Genomic DNA, 16,706 nt, shown 5'->3' with positions numbered 1-16,706 from the left:
GTCGCGATCATCCGCAATTCCTGGCCGCGCCACGCAAGGCTGGCGAGGAAATAGAACAGCAGCACCGGCGCGAAGAACAATGCGATCAGGCCGGCGACGGCGAGCGTGCCGCCGCTGCCCTGGCCGATGAAGGCCTGCAGCGAGGGCAGGAAACTGACGGTCAGCAGACCGGCGCCGACGATCCAGACGCCGGCGAACAAGGTGGCGAGCGTATAGACGTTGCGGGCCGGGCGGCCCTTCTGGATCGCCTGCAGGATCTGGCCGATGGTCTCGCGGTCGTCATTGGCGGGCCGACGTGTGAAACGCTGCTCGTCAGCCTGCTCGAAGGTCGGTCGCTCGGCGTTGATGCGGGTGTCGAATGAGTTTTCGTCGTAAGCCACGCCGGATGGCGCATTGTCGTGGCGGATGGCCGACGGGTCACGCTCGACCGGCGGCGCGTCGCTGATGTTCAAGGCTTCCTGGATGGCGGACAGCGCAACTTCGGTTGGATCCTTGGCCTTCTTTGTGTTGTTTGCCATCTCGTGTCCCACGCCCCTTGTTTACATCCGGAAGTTCCCCGGCGATCCCTCGCTGCAATCGGGAACTTGCCCAACTACACCCCGCGAGGATCGCGCGAACTACCGGTCGCTCGGCTTGTCCGCTACTTCCGCAAACATCCTATTGGCTTGGTGCGGCGAATGAAATGGATTCGGTTAAGACATTCTTAATCATCGTTAACAGCCTCGGGCGGTAAGGCCTTGCTGCGGCTTGAAATAAGCCGTTCCGCGCTCCAATCGTGGCGACTTTTCGACAAAATGGCGTCGGACTGGTGGCCCGTACGTGAAACGTTCCGTTAACCAATTCCATGTTTGGCTGCGCGAAATTCGCGGCCGGATCGTCCGGCGGCCGGACATCTGGGTCATCATCATCATGCCGCTTCACCTCGAACGGATCAACTGGATGCCGTCGCCGCCGCTCGCCCCCGATGATGGTCCGATCGACCTGGTCCACCTGCAGCGCATGACGCTGGGCGACGACAGCCTGGAACGCGAAGTGCTGGCGATGTTTGCCGGTCAGGCCGTCGGGCTGATGGAGCGACTGGTCAAATTGCCCTCCGACGTCGCCGAGTTGGCACACACGCTGAAGGGCTCGGCGCGGGCAATCGGCGCGTTCCGGGTGGCGGATGCCGCCGAATGGCTGGAAACCGCGGTTCGCGAAGACAGCGATACGGCCGAAGCCCTGATGACGCTGAACGACGCCGTCGCCGAGGCGCGTCTGGCGATCGACCGGCGGCTGAACCGCTCCTGATCCGCATGTCGCCAAGGATTTGCGGGCGCGGCGCTGGCGCGATCCGGATCGACCCGGTATAGGACAGCGGTATCTCCCTTCCCGGCAGCGCGAGCATCATGGCCAAGATAAACTTTGTGGATCATTCCGGCGAGACCCGTACCATTGACGCTGAGCCCGGCTCCACGGTGATGGAAGCGGCGATCCGCAATTCCATTCCGGGTATCGAGGCCGAATGCGGTGGCGCCTGTGCCTGTGCCACCTGCCACGTCTATGTCGATGAAGCCTGGCGCGACAAGGTCGGCGCGCCGACGCCGATGGAAGAGGACATGCTGGATTTCGGCTACGACGTGCGTCCGAATTCGCGGCTCTCGTGCCAGATCAAGGTCAGCGACGCGCTGGACGGCCTTGTGGTCATGACCCCCGAACGGCAGGCCTGACGGCCGAGGCCGTTACGGGCCGGGCGATGCCGCCGGACGGCGTCAACGGCTTGAAAATTTCGGCACGCTCTCGGCGAAACCATTGAAGCAGGTGAGCCGTTCGTCCTGCTCCTTGATGAATCGGCAATCCAGCACGCCCTTCGCTTTGCCAGGCTTGGATTTCGGCTTCGGCGGGACGACGGCGTCGTAGCAGTCGAGACGCTCCTTCGTTCCATCTTCGATGTCGAGGCACGCGCGCACCCCCTCGGCGACCGACCCGGGCTTGGCTGCCTTGGCCGGGCCCCTCGGGGCGACTTGCAACAGGGGCTTGCCGCCGACCAACGGCGGGGTCTGCGCAGACGCTGCCGTGGCGACCAGCAGCGCGGCGATCACGATGGTCTTTTTCATGTCACGTCATTTCGGTTCGTTGAGGCGGCGGCACGGTGAGGATCGGCAGATGACAACGCCATAAAGGCGGTGCGGGATAATCTCAACACCCAAGTTCAACGCGCCGTCAGGTGTAGCCGCAGAATATCGCGCAATCACCACGCGTAGCCGGCGACGCCCTTGCTTGGGGCGTGTTGTGGCGGAAGCCGGTTCGCAGTTGGCTATGGCGAGCAGCGCATTGCAGATCACGCCACGTCGCCGCGCATCAGCCACGGCTGAAAGCGCTCGATCACTTCCGAGGGAATTGGCGTCGGCTCGCGGCTTTGCAGTCCCACCATGACGGTGGTCGATGTTGCCGATGCCACGCATTTGCCGCCGGAAAAGACCACCTGCGAGAATGTAGCCGATGTCCGACCCAGCCTGAGTACGCCGAGCCCGAGTTCGATCGTGCCGGGCCAGTGCAGTTCGGCGCGGTAGTGAATGTCGAGGCGGACCAGCACCCAGCTCTGCCCCGGCGGGATCAGGCCGTAGCTCGGATCTTTCACCAGCATCACCCGACTGGTTTCGAAGTAGCTGGCGTAGACGGCGTTGTTGACGTGCTGGTTGGGGTCGAGGTCGGCGAAGCGCACATTATCGGTGAGGCGATACGGATAGTTATCGAGCAGGGGCGTCGGCGCGCGGGCAGGTGCGTTCACGAAATCATCTCCAGTCATGCGATGCGAGTTACAGCGCAGTTGCAGCATGTGGGCAAGAGCCGTCCGCGGCCTTGCCGATTTTCGCTTTCCCCCGTTGGTTGCGTTGGTTAGACAGGTGGGCCGGATGGCTGCGACCCCTGGGGCAGAGTTCAACCGAGAAGAAACCACCATGAGCGAAACGATCAAGACCGACGTGTTGATCATCGGCGCCGGCCCGTGCGGGCTGTTCGCGGTGTTCGAACTGGGCCTGCTCGATATGCGGGTGCATCTCGTTGACATCCTCGACAAGCTCGGCGGCCAGTGCGCCGAACTCTATCCGGAAAAGCCGATTTACGACATTCCAGCGATCCCGCTGGTGACCGGGCAGGGCCTCACCGACGCGCTGCTCGAGCAGATCAAGCCGTTCAATCCGACCTTCCATCTCAACGAAATGGTCGAGACCATCGAGAAGATCGGCGATCCCTTGTTTCGCGTCACCACCGACGCGGGAAAGACGTTCGAGTGCAAGGTGGTGGTGATATCGGCCGGCGGCGGCTCGTTTCAGCCGAAGCGGCCGCCGGTGCCGGGCATCGAGGCTTACGAGGGCAGTTCGGTATTCTATGCGGTTCGCAAGATGGAGCAGTTTCGCGACAAGGATCTCCTGATCGTCGGCGGTGGCGATTCCGCGCTGGACTGGACGCTCAACCTGCATCCGATCGCCAGGCGCGTCACGCTGCTACACCGCCGTGACGATTTTCGCGCCGCCCCGCACAGCGTCGATCAGATGCGCGCTTTGGTGAGTTCCGGCCAGATGGACCTTCGAATTGGCCAGGTCACCGGCCTCGAAGGCGTGGACGGCCAGTTGTCCGGCGCGCTGGTCAAGGGCAGCGACAACCAGAGCTACAAGATCGAATGCAATACCCTGTTGCCGTTCTTCGGGCTAACCATGAAGCTCGGCCCGGTGGCGAACTGGGGCGTCAAGCTGGAGAACAACCTGGTGCCGGTGGAGACCGCGTCGTTCGAAACCGACGTGCCGGGCATCTTCGCGATCGGCGACATCAACACCTACCCCGGCAAGCTGAAACTGATCCTCTCGGGATTTCATGAAGGCGCACTGATGGCCCAGAAAGCCCATCGCTATGTCTATCCGGACAAGCGGTTGGTGTTTCAGTACACCACCTCGTCGTCGAGCCTGCAGAAGAAGCTCGGAGTTAGCTAGCGGCGATATGCTGCGCAATTCTTCATAAATGGCGGCGCCGCAGCCGCCGTCTGTGGCAAAGCTGTGGCAGGCGTCACGCACGGAAACGCTCCACGGTCTCGCTATCTTGCAAAAGCCATCAAGCGGCGGCACTCTGCGCCTCTCGGATAATTGATTGACCATGCAGGCGCATGGATCGCAGCTGACCTTTGGGGATGACGATGGTGCAAGTTCGAACCCAACGACAACTGACGATGCTGATCGCCGGTCTGGCCGCATTGGCAGCGCTCGCCACACCTCTAAAGGCGGCCGAGCCGACCGCGGCGGGGCTCTGGCAGAAGGTCGAAAAGGGCAAGCCGGTGGTCTGGGTGCTGATGCTGGACCGCGGCGGCATCTTTGAAGGCGCCATCGCCAAGACCTTTGCCGACGCTGACGAAAAGCCGGGTGAGGACATCTGCAGCAAATGCGTCGATGATCGCAAGAACGCACCGGTGCTGGGCATCTCGTTCATCCGCGACATGAAGCAGGACGGACTGAAATACGAGAATGGCAACATCCTCGATCCGCGTGACGGCAAAATCTATAAAGCCAAGATGAGCATCAGTCCGGACGGCCAGACGCTGACTGTGCGCGGCTACTGGGGCATCTCGCTGTTGGGCAAGGACGAGACCTGGTTCCGTTTGCCGGATACCATGACGGCTTCGCTCGATCCGACCGTAATCGCGAAGTACCTCCCGACCCAAGCCGCGGCTGCAGCTGCGGCAAAGCCGCCGACCATTGGTACCGCAAAGCCGCCTGTCGCTGCGACGAAGAAGGCCAATACCGTCGCGCATTGAGCGAAGCGAATGTCGCAAGGCGGATGAGCGAAACTTAGTCTGCCATCTGCGACCTTCAAACTCGGAAGCGGGTTACGGCTTCGCCTAACCCGCTCCACGAACGCCCCCTGCTATCTGAGCGGCACCGGCTGCCCCAGCGGCTCGCTGGTGACTTCCGCCTCCGCCCCCAGTCGCAACACGCTCGCGGCGGCCGGTACGGCAGCGTCGGCCATGGCGGCGTGGCCTTCGGCGGTGGGATGGATGGCGCCGCCATAGACCGCGGAGAGAACCCCCCAGGTGGCATCGTGGATATCGGCCGGCTGGACTGCTGCCGACATGCCCTGCGGATAAGTCATCGCGGCGAAGTAGCTGTCATTGGCGTCGCGGATCCAGCGCGCGCGTGGCAGATAGGCGCGGAATTCGCTGGCGCCACGTCCGCACAGCATCGGCTGCGACGTTGCGGCGACAATATCCGGATCGAAGCTTTGGCCCTTGGCCGAGAAGCAGGCCCGGTCGAATTCCGGATCCGACGACGACCGGGCGCAGAATCCGTGATTGGCGAAGGTCTGCTGGTGCGCATCGACATAGGTCATGCGGTCGGCGTCGGGATTGCGGCACAGCACTCCGCCCTGGCACAGCGCGATGGCCTTCAACTGCGGCAGGAATTCGCTCTCGACGAAATTGGCGACATTGGCGAGCCGGCGCGGATCGGCATTGAACGAAGGATGCACGTCGAAGCCGGCGGGGCCGCCGGGGCAAGGCGCGCCGCCCGCGAAGGTCGGGTTGGCATAGGCGGTGAAGATCACCCGCGACAGGTCGCCTGACAGCAACGGTTTCAGCGCCTCGCGCAGCTTGCCGAAGCCGGCCGGCAGGTCGCGCACCAGGGCGGCGCGCGAATCGTCCACCGATCCGAGAATGCCGCCGCGCTTGAACAACGCGCGTTCGGTGTCGCTATCGACGATGACGTCGGCAACGAGGCCGGAGAAATTGATGTCATTGGCGCCGATCGAGAGCAGCACGAGGTCGAGCTTGCGCGCCGGCTGGCGGCGCTTCGCCGCGGTGATTGCCTCGCGCAATTCCGAGAGCTGCGCGTTGACGCTGCCGACGCAGGTGGTCGCCGTCTTGGTGGTCAGGCATTCCCGCGCCTGCTGCTTGCCGAACAGGCCATCGGCGATGGTCGCGCCGGAGCAGGCCAGCGGCAGGTAGGTGACGGCGATGTGCGGATATTGCACCGCCAGCGTCAGAGCCGTGCGGGTTTGGTAGCTGTACAGCGAGCGATGGCACGCAGAACTCATCCACAACGCGCCCTGGCGCTGCCAGGCCTGCATCTGCTCATAGGAATCGCAGGAGCGGCCTCCTTTGAAGCCGGCGCGGCTCGGCCGGTAAAACTGGTCGCTGGCACTGCCGAGATAGGAGCGGAAGCAGAAGCCGTCGTCGGACAAGGCCACCGGGCGATCAGGGTTGCCTTCGCCGGAGGCGATGGAATCGCCCAATCCGGCGATCAGGACGTCGCGCACCATGATGTCGGTGGTGATGCGCTGCGGGGCCTCGGCGCCGCTGGTCACATCCACGGTAGCGACGGTGCGCTTGCCGTAGACGGCGCGGAAGTTGACCGGTTCGGCGCAGTCGAAGTTCGATTGCCGCGGACCGTCGCCATCGTCGAAGGTCCAGGCGCAGACTGCGCCGACCGGCACTTCGCCGGTGAGTCGCACCGCGACCGGGTGCTCGGTGGGCGTCAGGTAGCTTTCCTTGACCGTGTCGCGGGTGCAGGGCTCGCTAAGCTTGCCAGCCAAATCGACACACAGACGGTTGACGGTGTTGCGCGCCCAGCCGCGGCCGTCGCTCTGCACTTCGAGCGCCTGCTCCGCAGCGAGGACGGTGCGATTGCGCAGCGAATCGGCATGCTGCTGGAAGTCGCGCTCCTCGCGGAACAGCCGGAAACGGTTGCGGACCTCCCAGGAAATCTGCATCGGGCCGCTGGCCGCGCTCTGGGCCTCGGCCCATTCAGTCGGCAGGGCGACGAGAGCTGCCAGCAGCAAGGCAAGGCGGATGAAAGCGCGTTTGAAATGGATCAAGGTCATGGCGTGTTGAACGTCACCGATGGGGCGGAAATAAGAGGCCTCACCATAGACCGGATGCGCCGCGTTGCCGCAAGTCGGTGCTTGATCTTCAGCCCTTGGCCCGGCGCCTGATCGGATGCACCACCGCGGTGGTGGTTTCGGCGGCTTGCTGCTCGGCTTCCTCGGCGGCGCGGCGCTGCTGCCAGGGCCGGACCACGTTGAGCCAGAGCTCGCGGGTGCCCATGATGCCGATGGCCACGGCGAACGGAATCAGGAAATACAGAATCCGGAACATCACCAGCGTCGCCACCAGTTGCTCCCTGCCGAACTGCGGCAGCGCCACCAGCATCGCGGCGTCGAACACGCCGAGACTGCCCGGCGCATGGCTGGCGAAGCCGAGCAGGGTGGCGAGAATGAATACCACCGCCAGCGACACGAAATCGATGCCGGGGTCACTGGGCACCAGCAGGTACATCGCCAAGGCGCAGAAACCGAGATCGACGACGCCGATCAGGATCTGCAGGAGCGTCAGCCGGGCCGACGGCAGTACGACTTTCCACCCATTCTGGCCAAGCTCACGGCGCTGCTTGCCGACCGACAGCCAGACCAGATAGGCCGCGATACCGGCGAGGCCGGCCAGGCCGATCAGCCGGTTGACGGCGTCCGGCAGCAGGTCCATCGCGGAGGCCGCCTGCGGGTGCCACAGCATGCCGACGCCGAGCACGAAGGTATTGCCGAGCCAGAAGGTCAGGCCGGAGATGAAGCAGATCTTGGCCACGTCGATGGCGCTGAGGCCATAATCCGAATAGATTCGGAATCGGATCGCGCCGCCGGTGAAAACCGTAGCGCCGATGTTATGGCCGATGGTGTAGCTGGTGAAGCTCGACAGCGCTGCAATGCGGTACGGGACGTGGGTCTTGCCGATGGTTCGCAGCGCGAAGTAATCGTAAAACGTCAGGGTGCCGAACGCGCCGAGCACGCACAAGGCCGCCAGTGCAATCTGGAACGGCGATTTTTCAGCGATGGCAGACAGGATCACACCGGTATCGACGCCCTTGAGGGTACGAACCAGATGCGTGATCGCCAGCGCAATGATCACGACGCTGGCCGCGACACCGAGCCGTTTCCACCCGACGTGCTGCTTGAAGCCGCGCCCAAGCGCACTCAGCAATCGTTGCATTCGTCCTCCCGGCGGAGCGCGAACAGGTGGAAAGCCGATCGGGGTGTAAGACGGCAAGCGGCGACCAATTCACTCATACGCGAAGTTACTCATCAGCTCGAACCCTTACGGCAAAAACGGCGCCTTGTGCAGTCCTTGACATGACCAGTGTTAACGCCGCACCGGGCGGCGGTCGGAGCCCGTCATGGCCGGCAAAGCTGTCGCCGATCGCCCCGCGCGATCGCGCCATTCATTCATATAGGACGAATTGGCTGATGTTCCATATACCTCGTTTTCTCCGCGAAATTGAGGGCGTTCAGGAACAACGTTCAGTGGTCCCTGTTAGCGCGATACCGCAACCGAGCGAGACAATGCGCCGCAGTGGCCGCGGAATCGCTGTTCAACACAGGAGAGAAACGATGGGACTGTTCACCAAGGACATCAAGACCATGGACGACCTGTTCGTGCACCAGTTGCAGGACATCTATTATGCCGAGAAGCAACTGGTGAAGGCGCTGCCGAAGATGGCAGACAAGGCGACCGACCCGCAGCTCAAGCAGGGCTTTTTGACGCATCTGGAGGAGACGCATGTTCATGTGCAACGGCTCGAGCAGGTGTTCAAGATGCATGGCGCCGAGGTCAAGGCGGTGAACTGCCCGGCGATCGACGGAATCATCAAGGAAGCCGACGAAACCGCCGGCGAAGTCGATGACAAAGCGGTTCTCGATGCCGCCTTGATCAACGCCGCGCAGGCCGCCGAGCACTATGAGATCGTGCGTTATGGCAGCCTGATCGCGTGGGCCCGCCAGCTCGGCCGCAACGACTGCGCCGCCGTGCTGCAGAAGACGCTGGACGAGGAAAAGGTCACTGACAAGAAGCTGACCTCGCTGGCCGAAGGCAAGATCAACATGCGCGCCGCGAGCTGATCGCAGCCACCGGTTTGAGAGGAAAAATCGCGCGGGCGAGGGCCCGCGCGATTTTTCTTGGAGTGCCTCAGGCCTTGCGTAACGCGAAATGCGCGCCGCAAAACGCCATCAGGCCGCCGAGTACCAGCGCGGCAAGGCCGGCGACTACACCGGCGACTGTGGGGATGGGACTAGGCGCCGAAGCGGCCTGGCCGGCGCCCGCCAGCACCAGCACACCGACGGCGATCAGGAATTGGCGCAGCCGCGGCGGAATGCGGCCGGACACCGCGCTGTACATCAGGGTCGCGGTGACATAGCCACCGACAAACGCCATCGAGGCGATCAACCACCACGCGATCGCCGCGCCCGCGGGCATGAAGTCGTTGACGTCAGTGCGCCACAGACCGCCAAGGTCGAGCCCGAACCCCTGGCCAATCATGTGCACGGCCAGCGCCAGCAGCACCCCGGACATCATCCCCCCGGCGAGCATCAGGCGGCGCGGAAAATAGCTCGTTTCGGCCATCGTCGGTCCATCGGCACAGCACCCGTGCGCCCCTTGCGCCCGCATCCGTCTCCGTGGCTTGTAAGGGACAGACCGGGGCGCAAGCAAGCACCGCCGGCGATCGCCAGCGACGGGACAGCCGGCTTGTTCAAGGCATCGTTCAGGACCCGGGATGAAACCGCTGCGGCCGAGGCCGCCGCTCCGGGTCACTTCTATGCCTACAAGGCCTCGCTGATCGGCGCCGCACACCGCTTCGAACTGACGGAGCCGGGCCTGTCGTGGCGTACCGGGCGCCGTTCGGGACTTTGGCGCTATGCCGATATCACAATGGTGCGGCTGTCCTACCGGCCGATGGGCATGCAGCACCGGCGATTTCGCGCCGACATCGACCATGCCGACGGCAGCCACATCACCATCATGTCGACCTCCAAGCAGACGGTGGCGTTGATGCAGCCGCAGGCCGGCTATGCCGGTTTCATCCTGCAACTCCATCGACAGCTTGCCTCGGCCGGTGGCACGGCCTCACTGCGTGCCGGGCTGCGGCCGACCGTGTATCGAATCATCGTGGTCGCAGTGGTGCTGTTCGGCGCCGCCATGGCGGTGCTGCTGCTGCGCGCGCTCTTTACCGGCGAGTTTGCCGGCGTGCTGTTCATCGTCGGCTTCGGCGCGCTGTTCGGCTGGCAGATCGGCGGCTTCATCCGGCGCAACCGGCCGCGCGGTTACAGCTTCGATGAGGTGCCCGAGGCATTGCTGCAGTAATCCGCTTCTTCCCTTTCTCACAAGAAAGGAAGGCGAGAAGAGGCCAGGCTAACCTCTCACCACCAACACCGAGCATTTCGCATAGCGCACCACGTGGCCGGCGTTGGAGCCGAGAAAGTAGGTGCGCATCGCCGGACGATGCGAGGTCATGACGATCAGGTCGGCCTTGATCGCCGCGGCCTCTTCGAGGATCTCGTGATAGATGCCGCCTTGCCGCACCACATGCGACACCTTCGCGGGGTCGATGCCGCATTGGCTCGCAACAACCGCGAGCGCTTCCTCCGAAGAGCCTTGCTGCTGCGAGTCGAAATCGGCCGGGACATATTCCGCCAGCATCACCGGCGTCATAGGCAGCACGTTCAGCAGCCGCACCGTTGCGCCGAAGGTTTGCGAAAACGTAGCCGCGGTGGCGATGGCCGGTTTGGCCACATCGGTTTCGGCCAGGTCGATCGGAACCAGAATGGATTTGTACATCGGCGCCTCCATTGCGCCGAGCATAGCACCATTGGCGCCGCGGCGGGGGCGTCTATTCGCCCTTCAGTAGCTTGGGGCTGAGGAAGCGCAGCAGCCGGCCGCCGCGAAAGGCAACTTCGTCCCAGTCATCGATGGGAAATTCAATCAAAGCGAGGCCCGACGTCGGCAGGTTGGCATCGAGCGCCTTTTGCGCCTCGGCGTCGCCGCGTCCGATCAGGCCGAGCGCCAGTTCGTGCAGGCCGGGATTGTGGCCGACGATCATCAGTTGCTGCGGGTCCTGTTCGGCGGCAGCGCGAATCACCGCCAGCAATTCCGCGGGACCGGCGGCGTACAGCTCGTCGAGATGCGCCACCAGCGGCTGGCCGACGGTCATGGCGGCGGCGACCAGATCCCAGGTCTGCTGCGCGCGCACGGCGGTGGAGACGCAGACGAGGTCGGGCAGCGGCGGGTGCTCGTTGAGCCAGGTGCCCATGGCGGCGGCGTCGATCCGGCCGCGGTCGTCGAGCCGGCGATCGACGTCCTTGCCGCTCGGCGCGGCATTCTCGGTCTTGGCGTGACGCAACAGCAGCAATCGGCGCATGGCGCGAATCTCGATTCAAGGGGAGGTAGCCGGTGCGGCACCTCATCTGCGGATTAATGGACATGGAGGGTGAGGACAAGGTGACAACGGCCAAACGGGTCCGTAAGAAAATCCCATGACCACAGCTTCCACTGACGTGACGGATCGACCCGATGCAAGCGCGATGCCGGAGCGCCAGCGGCTGACCTTCAGCCTGGACGTGGACGTCTGCGTGGTCGGCGCCGGCCTGGCCGGCCTGACCGTCGCGCTGGAAGCCGCCCGACGCGGCGCCAGCGTCGCAGTGCTGGAAGGCCGCCATGTTGGCTGGAACGCTTCTGGCAACCAGATGGGCACGGTTATGCCCGGTTTTGGCCTGCCGCTCGACGATCTGATCGCCCGCGTTGGCCTCGAGGACGCCAGCGAATTATGGGCGCTGTCGCAGCAGGGTGCGGCATACGTCCGGGCGCAGGCGACTGAAGAATTGATGCCTGGCATCGCGCTCAGCGAAGGCGCACTCCAGGTGTCTAATGTGGATGTCGGCGAACGCCTGATCGCCCGGCTGCAGATGCTTGGCGAGGATTTCGACACCGAGGTCGAGGGCTGGCAGATCGACCGCGTTCGCGAGGTGCTGAAGACCCGGCGTTATTTCCACGGCGTGTACTACCCGCAGGCGTTCCAGATCGACGGGCGCACCTATCTGCAAGGCCTCGCGGCGTTAGCGAAACAAGCGGGAGTGCGGATCTTCGAGGACACACCGGTGGTCAGCTTTGACGCCGCCGGCATCCGCAAGCGTATCATCACCCCGTCGGCGCGGCTGCGCGCTTCGCATATCGTGCTGGCTGGCAATATTCATCTCGGCGAACCCGCACAGCGGCTGTCGGATACTTTGCTGCCGGTGTGGCGCTTTGCGGCGGTGACCGAGCCGCTCGGCGACCGGCTGGCGGAGGCGATCACCTTCCAGGGCTCGGTGACCGACACCGATGGCATCGATCAATTCCGCATCGTCGGGGGCGACCGGCTGATGTGGTCGAGCCCGGAAACCACCTGGGCGGCCCGGCCGCAACGTTTTGCCGGCGCCATCGCGCGCCGCATACGGACCGTCTTTCCGGTGCTTGGCACGGTCGCGATCGCGGAAACTTTTGGCGGCGCGGTCGGCCAGACCGTGCATGGCATGCCGCAGATCGGGCAATTGCGCCAAGGGCTGTGGGTGGCCAGCGGCTTTGGCCGTCAGGGGCTGAACACCACGGCGATGGCCGGGCAGTTGATTGCCAGCGGCATTGTCGATGGCGACGCCCGCTGGAAGCTGTTTTTGCCGTTCGAACTGGTGTGGGCTGGGGGCGGGATCGGCCGGATCGCCGGTCACGGCATCGGGATCTGGGAGCGCCAGACCGCCGCGGTGGCCGGCGCGCTTGCCAGGTATCGCGAAGGCGCCGTGGCCCGCGAGCGGGTCCGCGAAGCCCGGCTGGCTGAGGCCAACCGGCTGGCGGGTACGCGGGGGCCGCACTCGGCCGGGGGGGAAGGTTCCGGTGGTTGACGAGATTCCCCGGAAAAGTGAGAAAAATCTTCTCAGCTACGTGTAACTTCCCGGCCGCCCGCCCGTATTTCAAGCGAACGAGATCACCGTCTCGACTTCCAGGGAGACCATCATGATCGATCGACGATTTTTGCTTACTACCGCCGCTGGCCTGGGCGCCTTGCTGACCTTCAAATGGCTGCGCGTCACGCCGGCCGAAGCCGCCGAGAAATTCGAAATTGAAAAGACCGATGCCGAATGGCGCAAGCAACTGACCCCGGCGCAATACGACATCCTGCGCCAGGAAGGCACCGAACGGCCGTATTCCAGCCCGCTCAACAAGGAAAAGCGCAAGGGGACCTTTGCCTGCGCCGGCTGCGACAATGCGCTGTTCTCGTCGGAGACCAAGTTCGAGAGCGGCACCGGCTGGCCGAGTTTCTACCAGCCGCTGCCGAATGCCGTCGGCGAGCGCAAAGATTCCACCCTCGGCATGACCCGCACCGAGATCCACTGCCGCCGCTGCGGTGGCCATCTCGGTCACGTCTTCGACGACGGCCCGAAGCCCACCGGCCTGCGCTACTGCATGGATGGTCTGGCGATGATCTTCAAACCGGCAACGCCCTCGGCGAGCTGACCGGCGAGGGCGCACGACGCGCCTCGCCCCGGCAATTATTACCGCGCTAGGCAATTGTGCCCCGGTCTTCGGACCGGGGTATTTCTTTATTTAGTTGAAAAAACTGGATAATTCCTCTTGGCACGGGGCTTGCGACATCGTCTTCGACAGCGGCCATCCATTGGCAAAGACCGGCAGGCCGCCCGGATCGAAGTTGGAGACGATGTAATGGGTATCTTCGGCGCTCTCACCACCTCCGTCGCGGGCCTGCGGGCGAATTCCTATGCGCTGGAAAATATCTCCGGCAACATCGCGAACTCGCAGACCACCGCGTTCAAGCGGATCGATACCAGCTTCATGGATCTGATTCCCGACACCGGCAACAGCGCGCAGCTCGCCGGCAGCGTGTCGGCCGGCTCGCGCAGCACCAATACCATCGCCGGTTCGGTGACCTCTTCGTCGGTCGCGACCTACATGGCGATTAATGGCGACGGCTTCTTCGCGGTGCAGAAGCCCGGCAGCGTGTCGGATTCGACGCCGGTGTTCGACGGCGTCAACAAGTACACCCGCCGCGGCGACTTCACGCTCGACAAGAACGGCTACCTCGTTAACGGCGCCGGCTATTATCTCGAGGGCGTCAAGATCGATCCTTCGACTGGCAATCCGAGCGGCAGCACGCCGGAAGTGCTGCGCTTCCAGAACGACTTCCTGCCGTCGCAGCCGACCACCAAGATCGACTACCGCGCCAACCTCGCCAGCTATCCGCTGACTACCAAGCACAACACCGCGGTGCCGGGGTCGGAATTGCTGCGATCGGCTGACTTCGTCTCCAATCCGCGGCCGCTCGGCACCCCGGCTACGCCGTTCGGCAACACCGCCACCACGGGCAATGCGCGGACCAATTTCATGACCCCGGCTGCCCCGATCACCGCCGCCACCAAACTGCTGAGCGCGACGGGGACGGATTCGCTGCCGGCCGGCTTCATCGCTGGCGACACCATGACCCTCAAGCTTACCAATGCCGGTGTCACCACTTCCAAGACGATCTCGTTCTACAACGGCGGCGCCGCGCCGGCACCGGTTACGGACACGACCTTCATCGATCTTTCGGCCGCGGGCAGCACCGTAGGCAGCCTGCTCTCGACGATCGACGGCCTCACCGGCGGTACGCCGGCCTCAAGCATTTCGTCCACCGGCGCCATCACGCTGAACACGGGCGTGACCAACGACTTTGCAATTACGTCCTCCTCGGCGGCTGGATTCGGTTCGTTGGGCTTCTCCGGCACGGTGACCGCGCTGCGCACGGGCGGCGGCACGGCAGGCACGGGCGTCGTGATCGGCAGCGACAACCAGACCTTCCTCGACGAATCGATCAGCGGCGGCGCGGCTACGGCTTACGACGGCAACGGCGCGCCGGTCAGCCTGCAGTTTCGCTGGGCCAAGGTAGCCTCCGCGGCGCAGGGCGGCACCGACACCTGGAACCTGTTCTACCAGACCAATCCCGCGGCCACTGGTTCCGCCGTGGCGTGGCAGAACGTCGGCACCGACTTCAAGTTCGGCACCGATGGTCAGATGCAGCCGGTGATCGGCCAGCTCACTTTGAGCGGCCTGACCGTCAGCGGCGTCAGCCTCGGCAACGTCACCATGGCGTTCGGCACTGGCGGTCTCACCCAGTTCGCCGACACCAACGGCAACGCGCAGGTCAACCAGTTGCAGCAGGACGGTTACGCCGCCGGTCAGTTGCAGAGCGTTTCGGTCAGCAATGAAGGTCGTGTCGTCGGTAGCTACTCCAACGGCCGCAACATCGATCTGGCCGAAGTCAGCGTCGCCACTTTCAACGGCGCCGACTTCCTGAAGCGCATCGATGGCGGTGCGTTCGAGGTCACCAACGAATCCGGCGAGCCGCTATACGGCAAGGGCGGCAGCATCTCCGGCGCATCGCTGGAATCGTCCAACACCGACATCGCCGACGAATTCACCAAGCTGATCGTTACCCAGCAGGCCTACTCGGCCAATACCAAGGTGATTACGACGGCGAACACGATGGTGCAGGATCTGCTGAACGTGATGCGATAGTCCACACGGCAGTCGCCGGCGGCGGTTTACGAGATCGGTAGTATGTCATGAGTTTGAACGACGCTCTCTCCATTGCAATGTCCGGCTTGCGCGCCAATCAGGCCGCAATGGCGCTGGTCTCATCGAACGTTGCCAACGCGGAAACGCCTGGCTACGTCAAGAAATCGATTGACCAGGTCACTTCGAACTCGGGGGCGTACGGTAGCAGTGTCACTGTCGTCGGCGTCCAACGCGAACTCGACCAATACGTCCAGGCTCAGCTGCGCACGGAAACCTCCGGCGCGGGCTACGCGTCGCTGAAATCGGACTTCCTGCAGCAGCTGCAGAGCATGTACGGCAATCCGGGTTCGGTCGGGACGCTGGAAACGGCGTTCAGCAGCCTGACCACCGCGGTGCAGGCGCTCTCCACCAGTGCCGACAGCCAGTCAGCGCGGATCGGCGTCGTCAATGCGGCTTCGGTGCTGTCCCAGCAGCTGAACTCGATGACGCAAGGCATTCAGAGCCTGCGCGGCGCCGCCGAGAACGGCATCAGCGATTCCGTCAACACCGCCAACGGTCTGATGAAGCAGATCGCCAAGATCAACAATGAGCTAGGCACCAATCCGAACGGCGGTACATCGACGGATTCATCGACCGCCGCACTGCTCGATCAGCGCGATCAGTACGTCACGCAGTTATCCGAGCTGATGGACATCCGCGTCACCACCAACGGCGCCAACCAGATCACCGTCTTCACCGGCTCGGGCGTGCAGCTCGTCGGCCAGGAAGCCGCGACGCTGTCGTTCAACGCCCAGGGCACGGTAACGCCGAACACGACGTGGAGCGCCGACCCGTCGAAAAGCAAGCTCGGTTAGGTCACCTTGTCGTTCGCCAACGGCGGATCGATCGACCTGACCGCCAGCGGCGCCATCAAGTCGGGCAAGATCGCCGCCTATACCGAATTGCGCGATAATACCCTGGTGGAGGCGCAGAACCAGCTCGACCAGTTCGCGGCCTCGATGTCGAGCGCGCTGTCCGACACGACGACGCCGTCGACGGTGACGTCGCCCACCGTGAATACGCAGTCGGCCACAGCCGACGTTTCCGGGATGAAGTCCGGCAACATCATGCATCTCACCTATACCGATGCCGCCAACGTGCAGCATCAGGTGTCGATCGTGCGTGTCGACGATCCCAGCGTGCTGCCGCTGTCGAACAGCCTGACCGCCGATCCGAACGACGAAGTGTACGGCATCGATTTCTCGGGCAGCCCCTCGTCCGTCGTGGACCAGATTAACAAGGCGCTGAACGGCAAGCTGACGGTTTCCGGCACCTCGCTCTCGGCGCT

General features: G+C 63.9%; 17 protein-coding genes and 1 pseudogene. 10 read left to right on the top strand and 8 right to left on the bottom strand.

What is annotated here, in order from left to right:
• On the bottom strand, positions 1–518 hold a 518-nt coding region (locus JWR89_RS24080), incomplete at its 3' end, for a hypothetical protein (protein WP_299720715.1).
• Between the two features lie 391 nt (positions 519–909).
• Between JWR89_RS24080 and JWR89_RS24075 the strand changes: the two genes are divergently transcribed.
• Positions 910–1,287 (top strand): Hpt domain-containing protein, encoded by a 378-nt coding sequence (locus JWR89_RS24075; protein WP_299720717.1) that lies wholly within the window; start codon positions 910–912, stop codon positions 1,285–1,287.
• 98 nt (positions 1,288–1,385) lie between these two features.
• On the top strand, positions 1,386–1,706 hold the full coding sequence (locus JWR89_RS24070) for a 2Fe-2S iron-sulfur cluster-binding protein (RefSeq protein ID WP_299720714.1): 321 nt from the start codon (positions 1,386–1,388) through the stop codon (positions 1,704–1,706).
• Between the two features lie 42 nt (positions 1,707–1,748).
• Here the strand turns inward: JWR89_RS24070 and JWR89_RS24065 are convergent, their stop codons facing one another.
• Positions 1,749–2,093: a hypothetical protein gene (locus tag JWR89_RS24065; RefSeq protein WP_299720713.1), complete on the bottom strand. Its 345-nt coding sequence runs from the start codon at positions 2,091–2,093 to the stop codon at positions 1,749–1,751.
• A 224-nt stretch (positions 2,094–2,317) separates the two neighbouring features.
• Complete coding sequence (locus tag JWR89_RS24060; protein ID WP_299720712.1) at positions 2,318–2,767, bottom strand: thioesterase family protein; 450 nt, start codon at positions 2,765–2,767, stop codon at positions 2,318–2,320.
• Positions 2,768–2,936: 169 nt separating this feature from the next.
• Here JWR89_RS24060 and JWR89_RS24055 point away from each other — a divergent pair, with 169 nt between their 5' ends.
• On the top strand, positions 2,937–3,965 hold the full coding sequence (locus tag JWR89_RS24055; protein ID WP_299720711.1) for an NAD(P)/FAD-dependent oxidoreductase: 1,029 nt from the start codon (positions 2,937–2,939) through the stop codon (positions 3,963–3,965).
• 233 nt (positions 3,966–4,198) lie between these two features.
• Positions 4,199–4,780, top strand: a complete 582-nt coding sequence (locus JWR89_RS24050) for a DUF2147 domain-containing protein (RefSeq protein WP_299720716.1) — start codon at positions 4,199–4,201, stop codon at positions 4,778–4,780.
• A 110-nt stretch (positions 4,781–4,890) separates the two neighbouring features.
• Here JWR89_RS24050 and JWR89_RS24045 read toward each other — a convergent pair whose 3' ends face one another.
• Both JWR89_RS24045 and JWR89_RS24040 read right to left on the bottom strand, forming a co-directional pair.
• The gene (locus tag JWR89_RS24045) at positions 4,891–6,840 is read right to left on the bottom strand and encodes a hypothetical protein (RefSeq protein ID WP_299720710.1); all 1,950 of its coding nucleotides are present in this window, start codon (positions 6,838–6,840) and stop codon (positions 4,891–4,893) included.
• 88 nt (positions 6,841–6,928) lie between these two features.
• Entirely contained in the window at positions 6,929–7,999 is a 1,071-nt protein-coding gene (locus tag JWR89_RS24040; RefSeq protein ID WP_299720709.1) for a YbhN family protein, read from the bottom strand.
• A gap of 398 nt (positions 8,000–8,397) precedes the next feature.
• Between JWR89_RS24040 and JWR89_RS24035 the strand changes: the two genes are divergently transcribed.
• Entirely contained in the window at positions 8,398–8,904 is a 507-nt protein-coding gene (locus JWR89_RS24035) for a ferritin-like domain-containing protein (protein ID WP_299720708.1), read from the top strand.
• Between the two features lie 67 nt (positions 8,905–8,971).
• Here JWR89_RS24035 and JWR89_RS24030 read toward each other — a convergent pair whose 3' ends face one another.
• A complete protein-coding gene (locus JWR89_RS24030) occupies positions 8,972–9,406 on the bottom strand; it encodes a hypothetical protein (protein WP_299720707.1) in 435 nt (144 codons plus the stop codon).
• Between the two features lie 123 nt (positions 9,407–9,529).
• Between JWR89_RS24030 and JWR89_RS24025 the strand changes: the two genes are divergently transcribed.
• Positions 9,530–10,144 carry a hypothetical protein gene (locus JWR89_RS24025; RefSeq protein WP_299720706.1) on the top strand — a complete coding sequence of 205 codons (615 nt, stop codon included), beginning with the start codon at positions 9,530–9,532 and terminating at the stop codon, positions 10,142–10,144.
• Positions 10,145–10,192: 48 nt separating this feature from the next.
• On the opposite strand, the gene JWR89_RS24020 is transcribed toward JWR89_RS24025, so the two are convergent.
• On the bottom strand, positions 10,193–10,618 hold the full coding sequence (locus tag JWR89_RS24020; protein ID WP_299720705.1) for a universal stress protein: 426 nt from the start codon (positions 10,616–10,618) through the stop codon (positions 10,193–10,195).
• A 52-nt stretch (positions 10,619–10,670) separates the two neighbouring features.
• Complete coding sequence (locus JWR89_RS24015) at positions 10,671–11,198, bottom strand: histidine phosphatase family protein (RefSeq protein ID WP_299720704.1); 528 nt, start codon at positions 11,196–11,198, stop codon at positions 10,671–10,673.
• Positions 11,199–11,313: 115 nt separating this feature from the next.
• Here JWR89_RS24015 and JWR89_RS24010 point away from each other — a divergent pair, with 115 nt between their 5' ends.
• From JWR89_RS24010 to flgK, 4 genes and pseudogenes are all read left to right on the top strand, one after another.
• Positions 11,314–12,711 (top strand): FAD-binding oxidoreductase, encoded by a 1,398-nt coding sequence (locus tag JWR89_RS24010; RefSeq protein WP_299720703.1) that lies wholly within the window; start codon positions 11,314–11,316, stop codon positions 12,709–12,711.
• A 112-nt stretch (positions 12,712–12,823) separates the two neighbouring features.
• Complete coding sequence (gene msrB / locus JWR89_RS24005) at positions 12,824–13,324, top strand: peptide-methionine (R)-S-oxide reductase MsrB (protein ID WP_299720702.1); 501 nt, start codon at positions 12,824–12,826, stop codon at positions 13,322–13,324.
• Between the two features lie 207 nt (positions 13,325–13,531).
• Positions 13,532–15,379, top strand: coding sequence for a flagellar hook-basal body complex protein (locus tag JWR89_RS24000; protein ID WP_299720701.1), 1,848 nt, complete (start codon positions 13,532–13,534; stop codon positions 15,377–15,379).
• Between the two features lie 47 nt (positions 15,380–15,426).
• A pseudogene (flgK, locus tag JWR89_RS23995) lies at positions 15,427–16,706 on the top strand (flagellar hook-associated protein FlgK); the annotation flags it as partial.

The sequence above is a fragment of the Tardiphaga sp. genome (genome assembly GCF_028290785.1).
GTDB lineage: Bacteria > Pseudomonadota > Alphaproteobacteria > Rhizobiales > Xanthobacteraceae > Tardiphaga.
The sequence above is the reverse complement of the archived record's forward strand: the minus strand, read 5'-3'. Positions and strand labels throughout refer to the sequence as shown.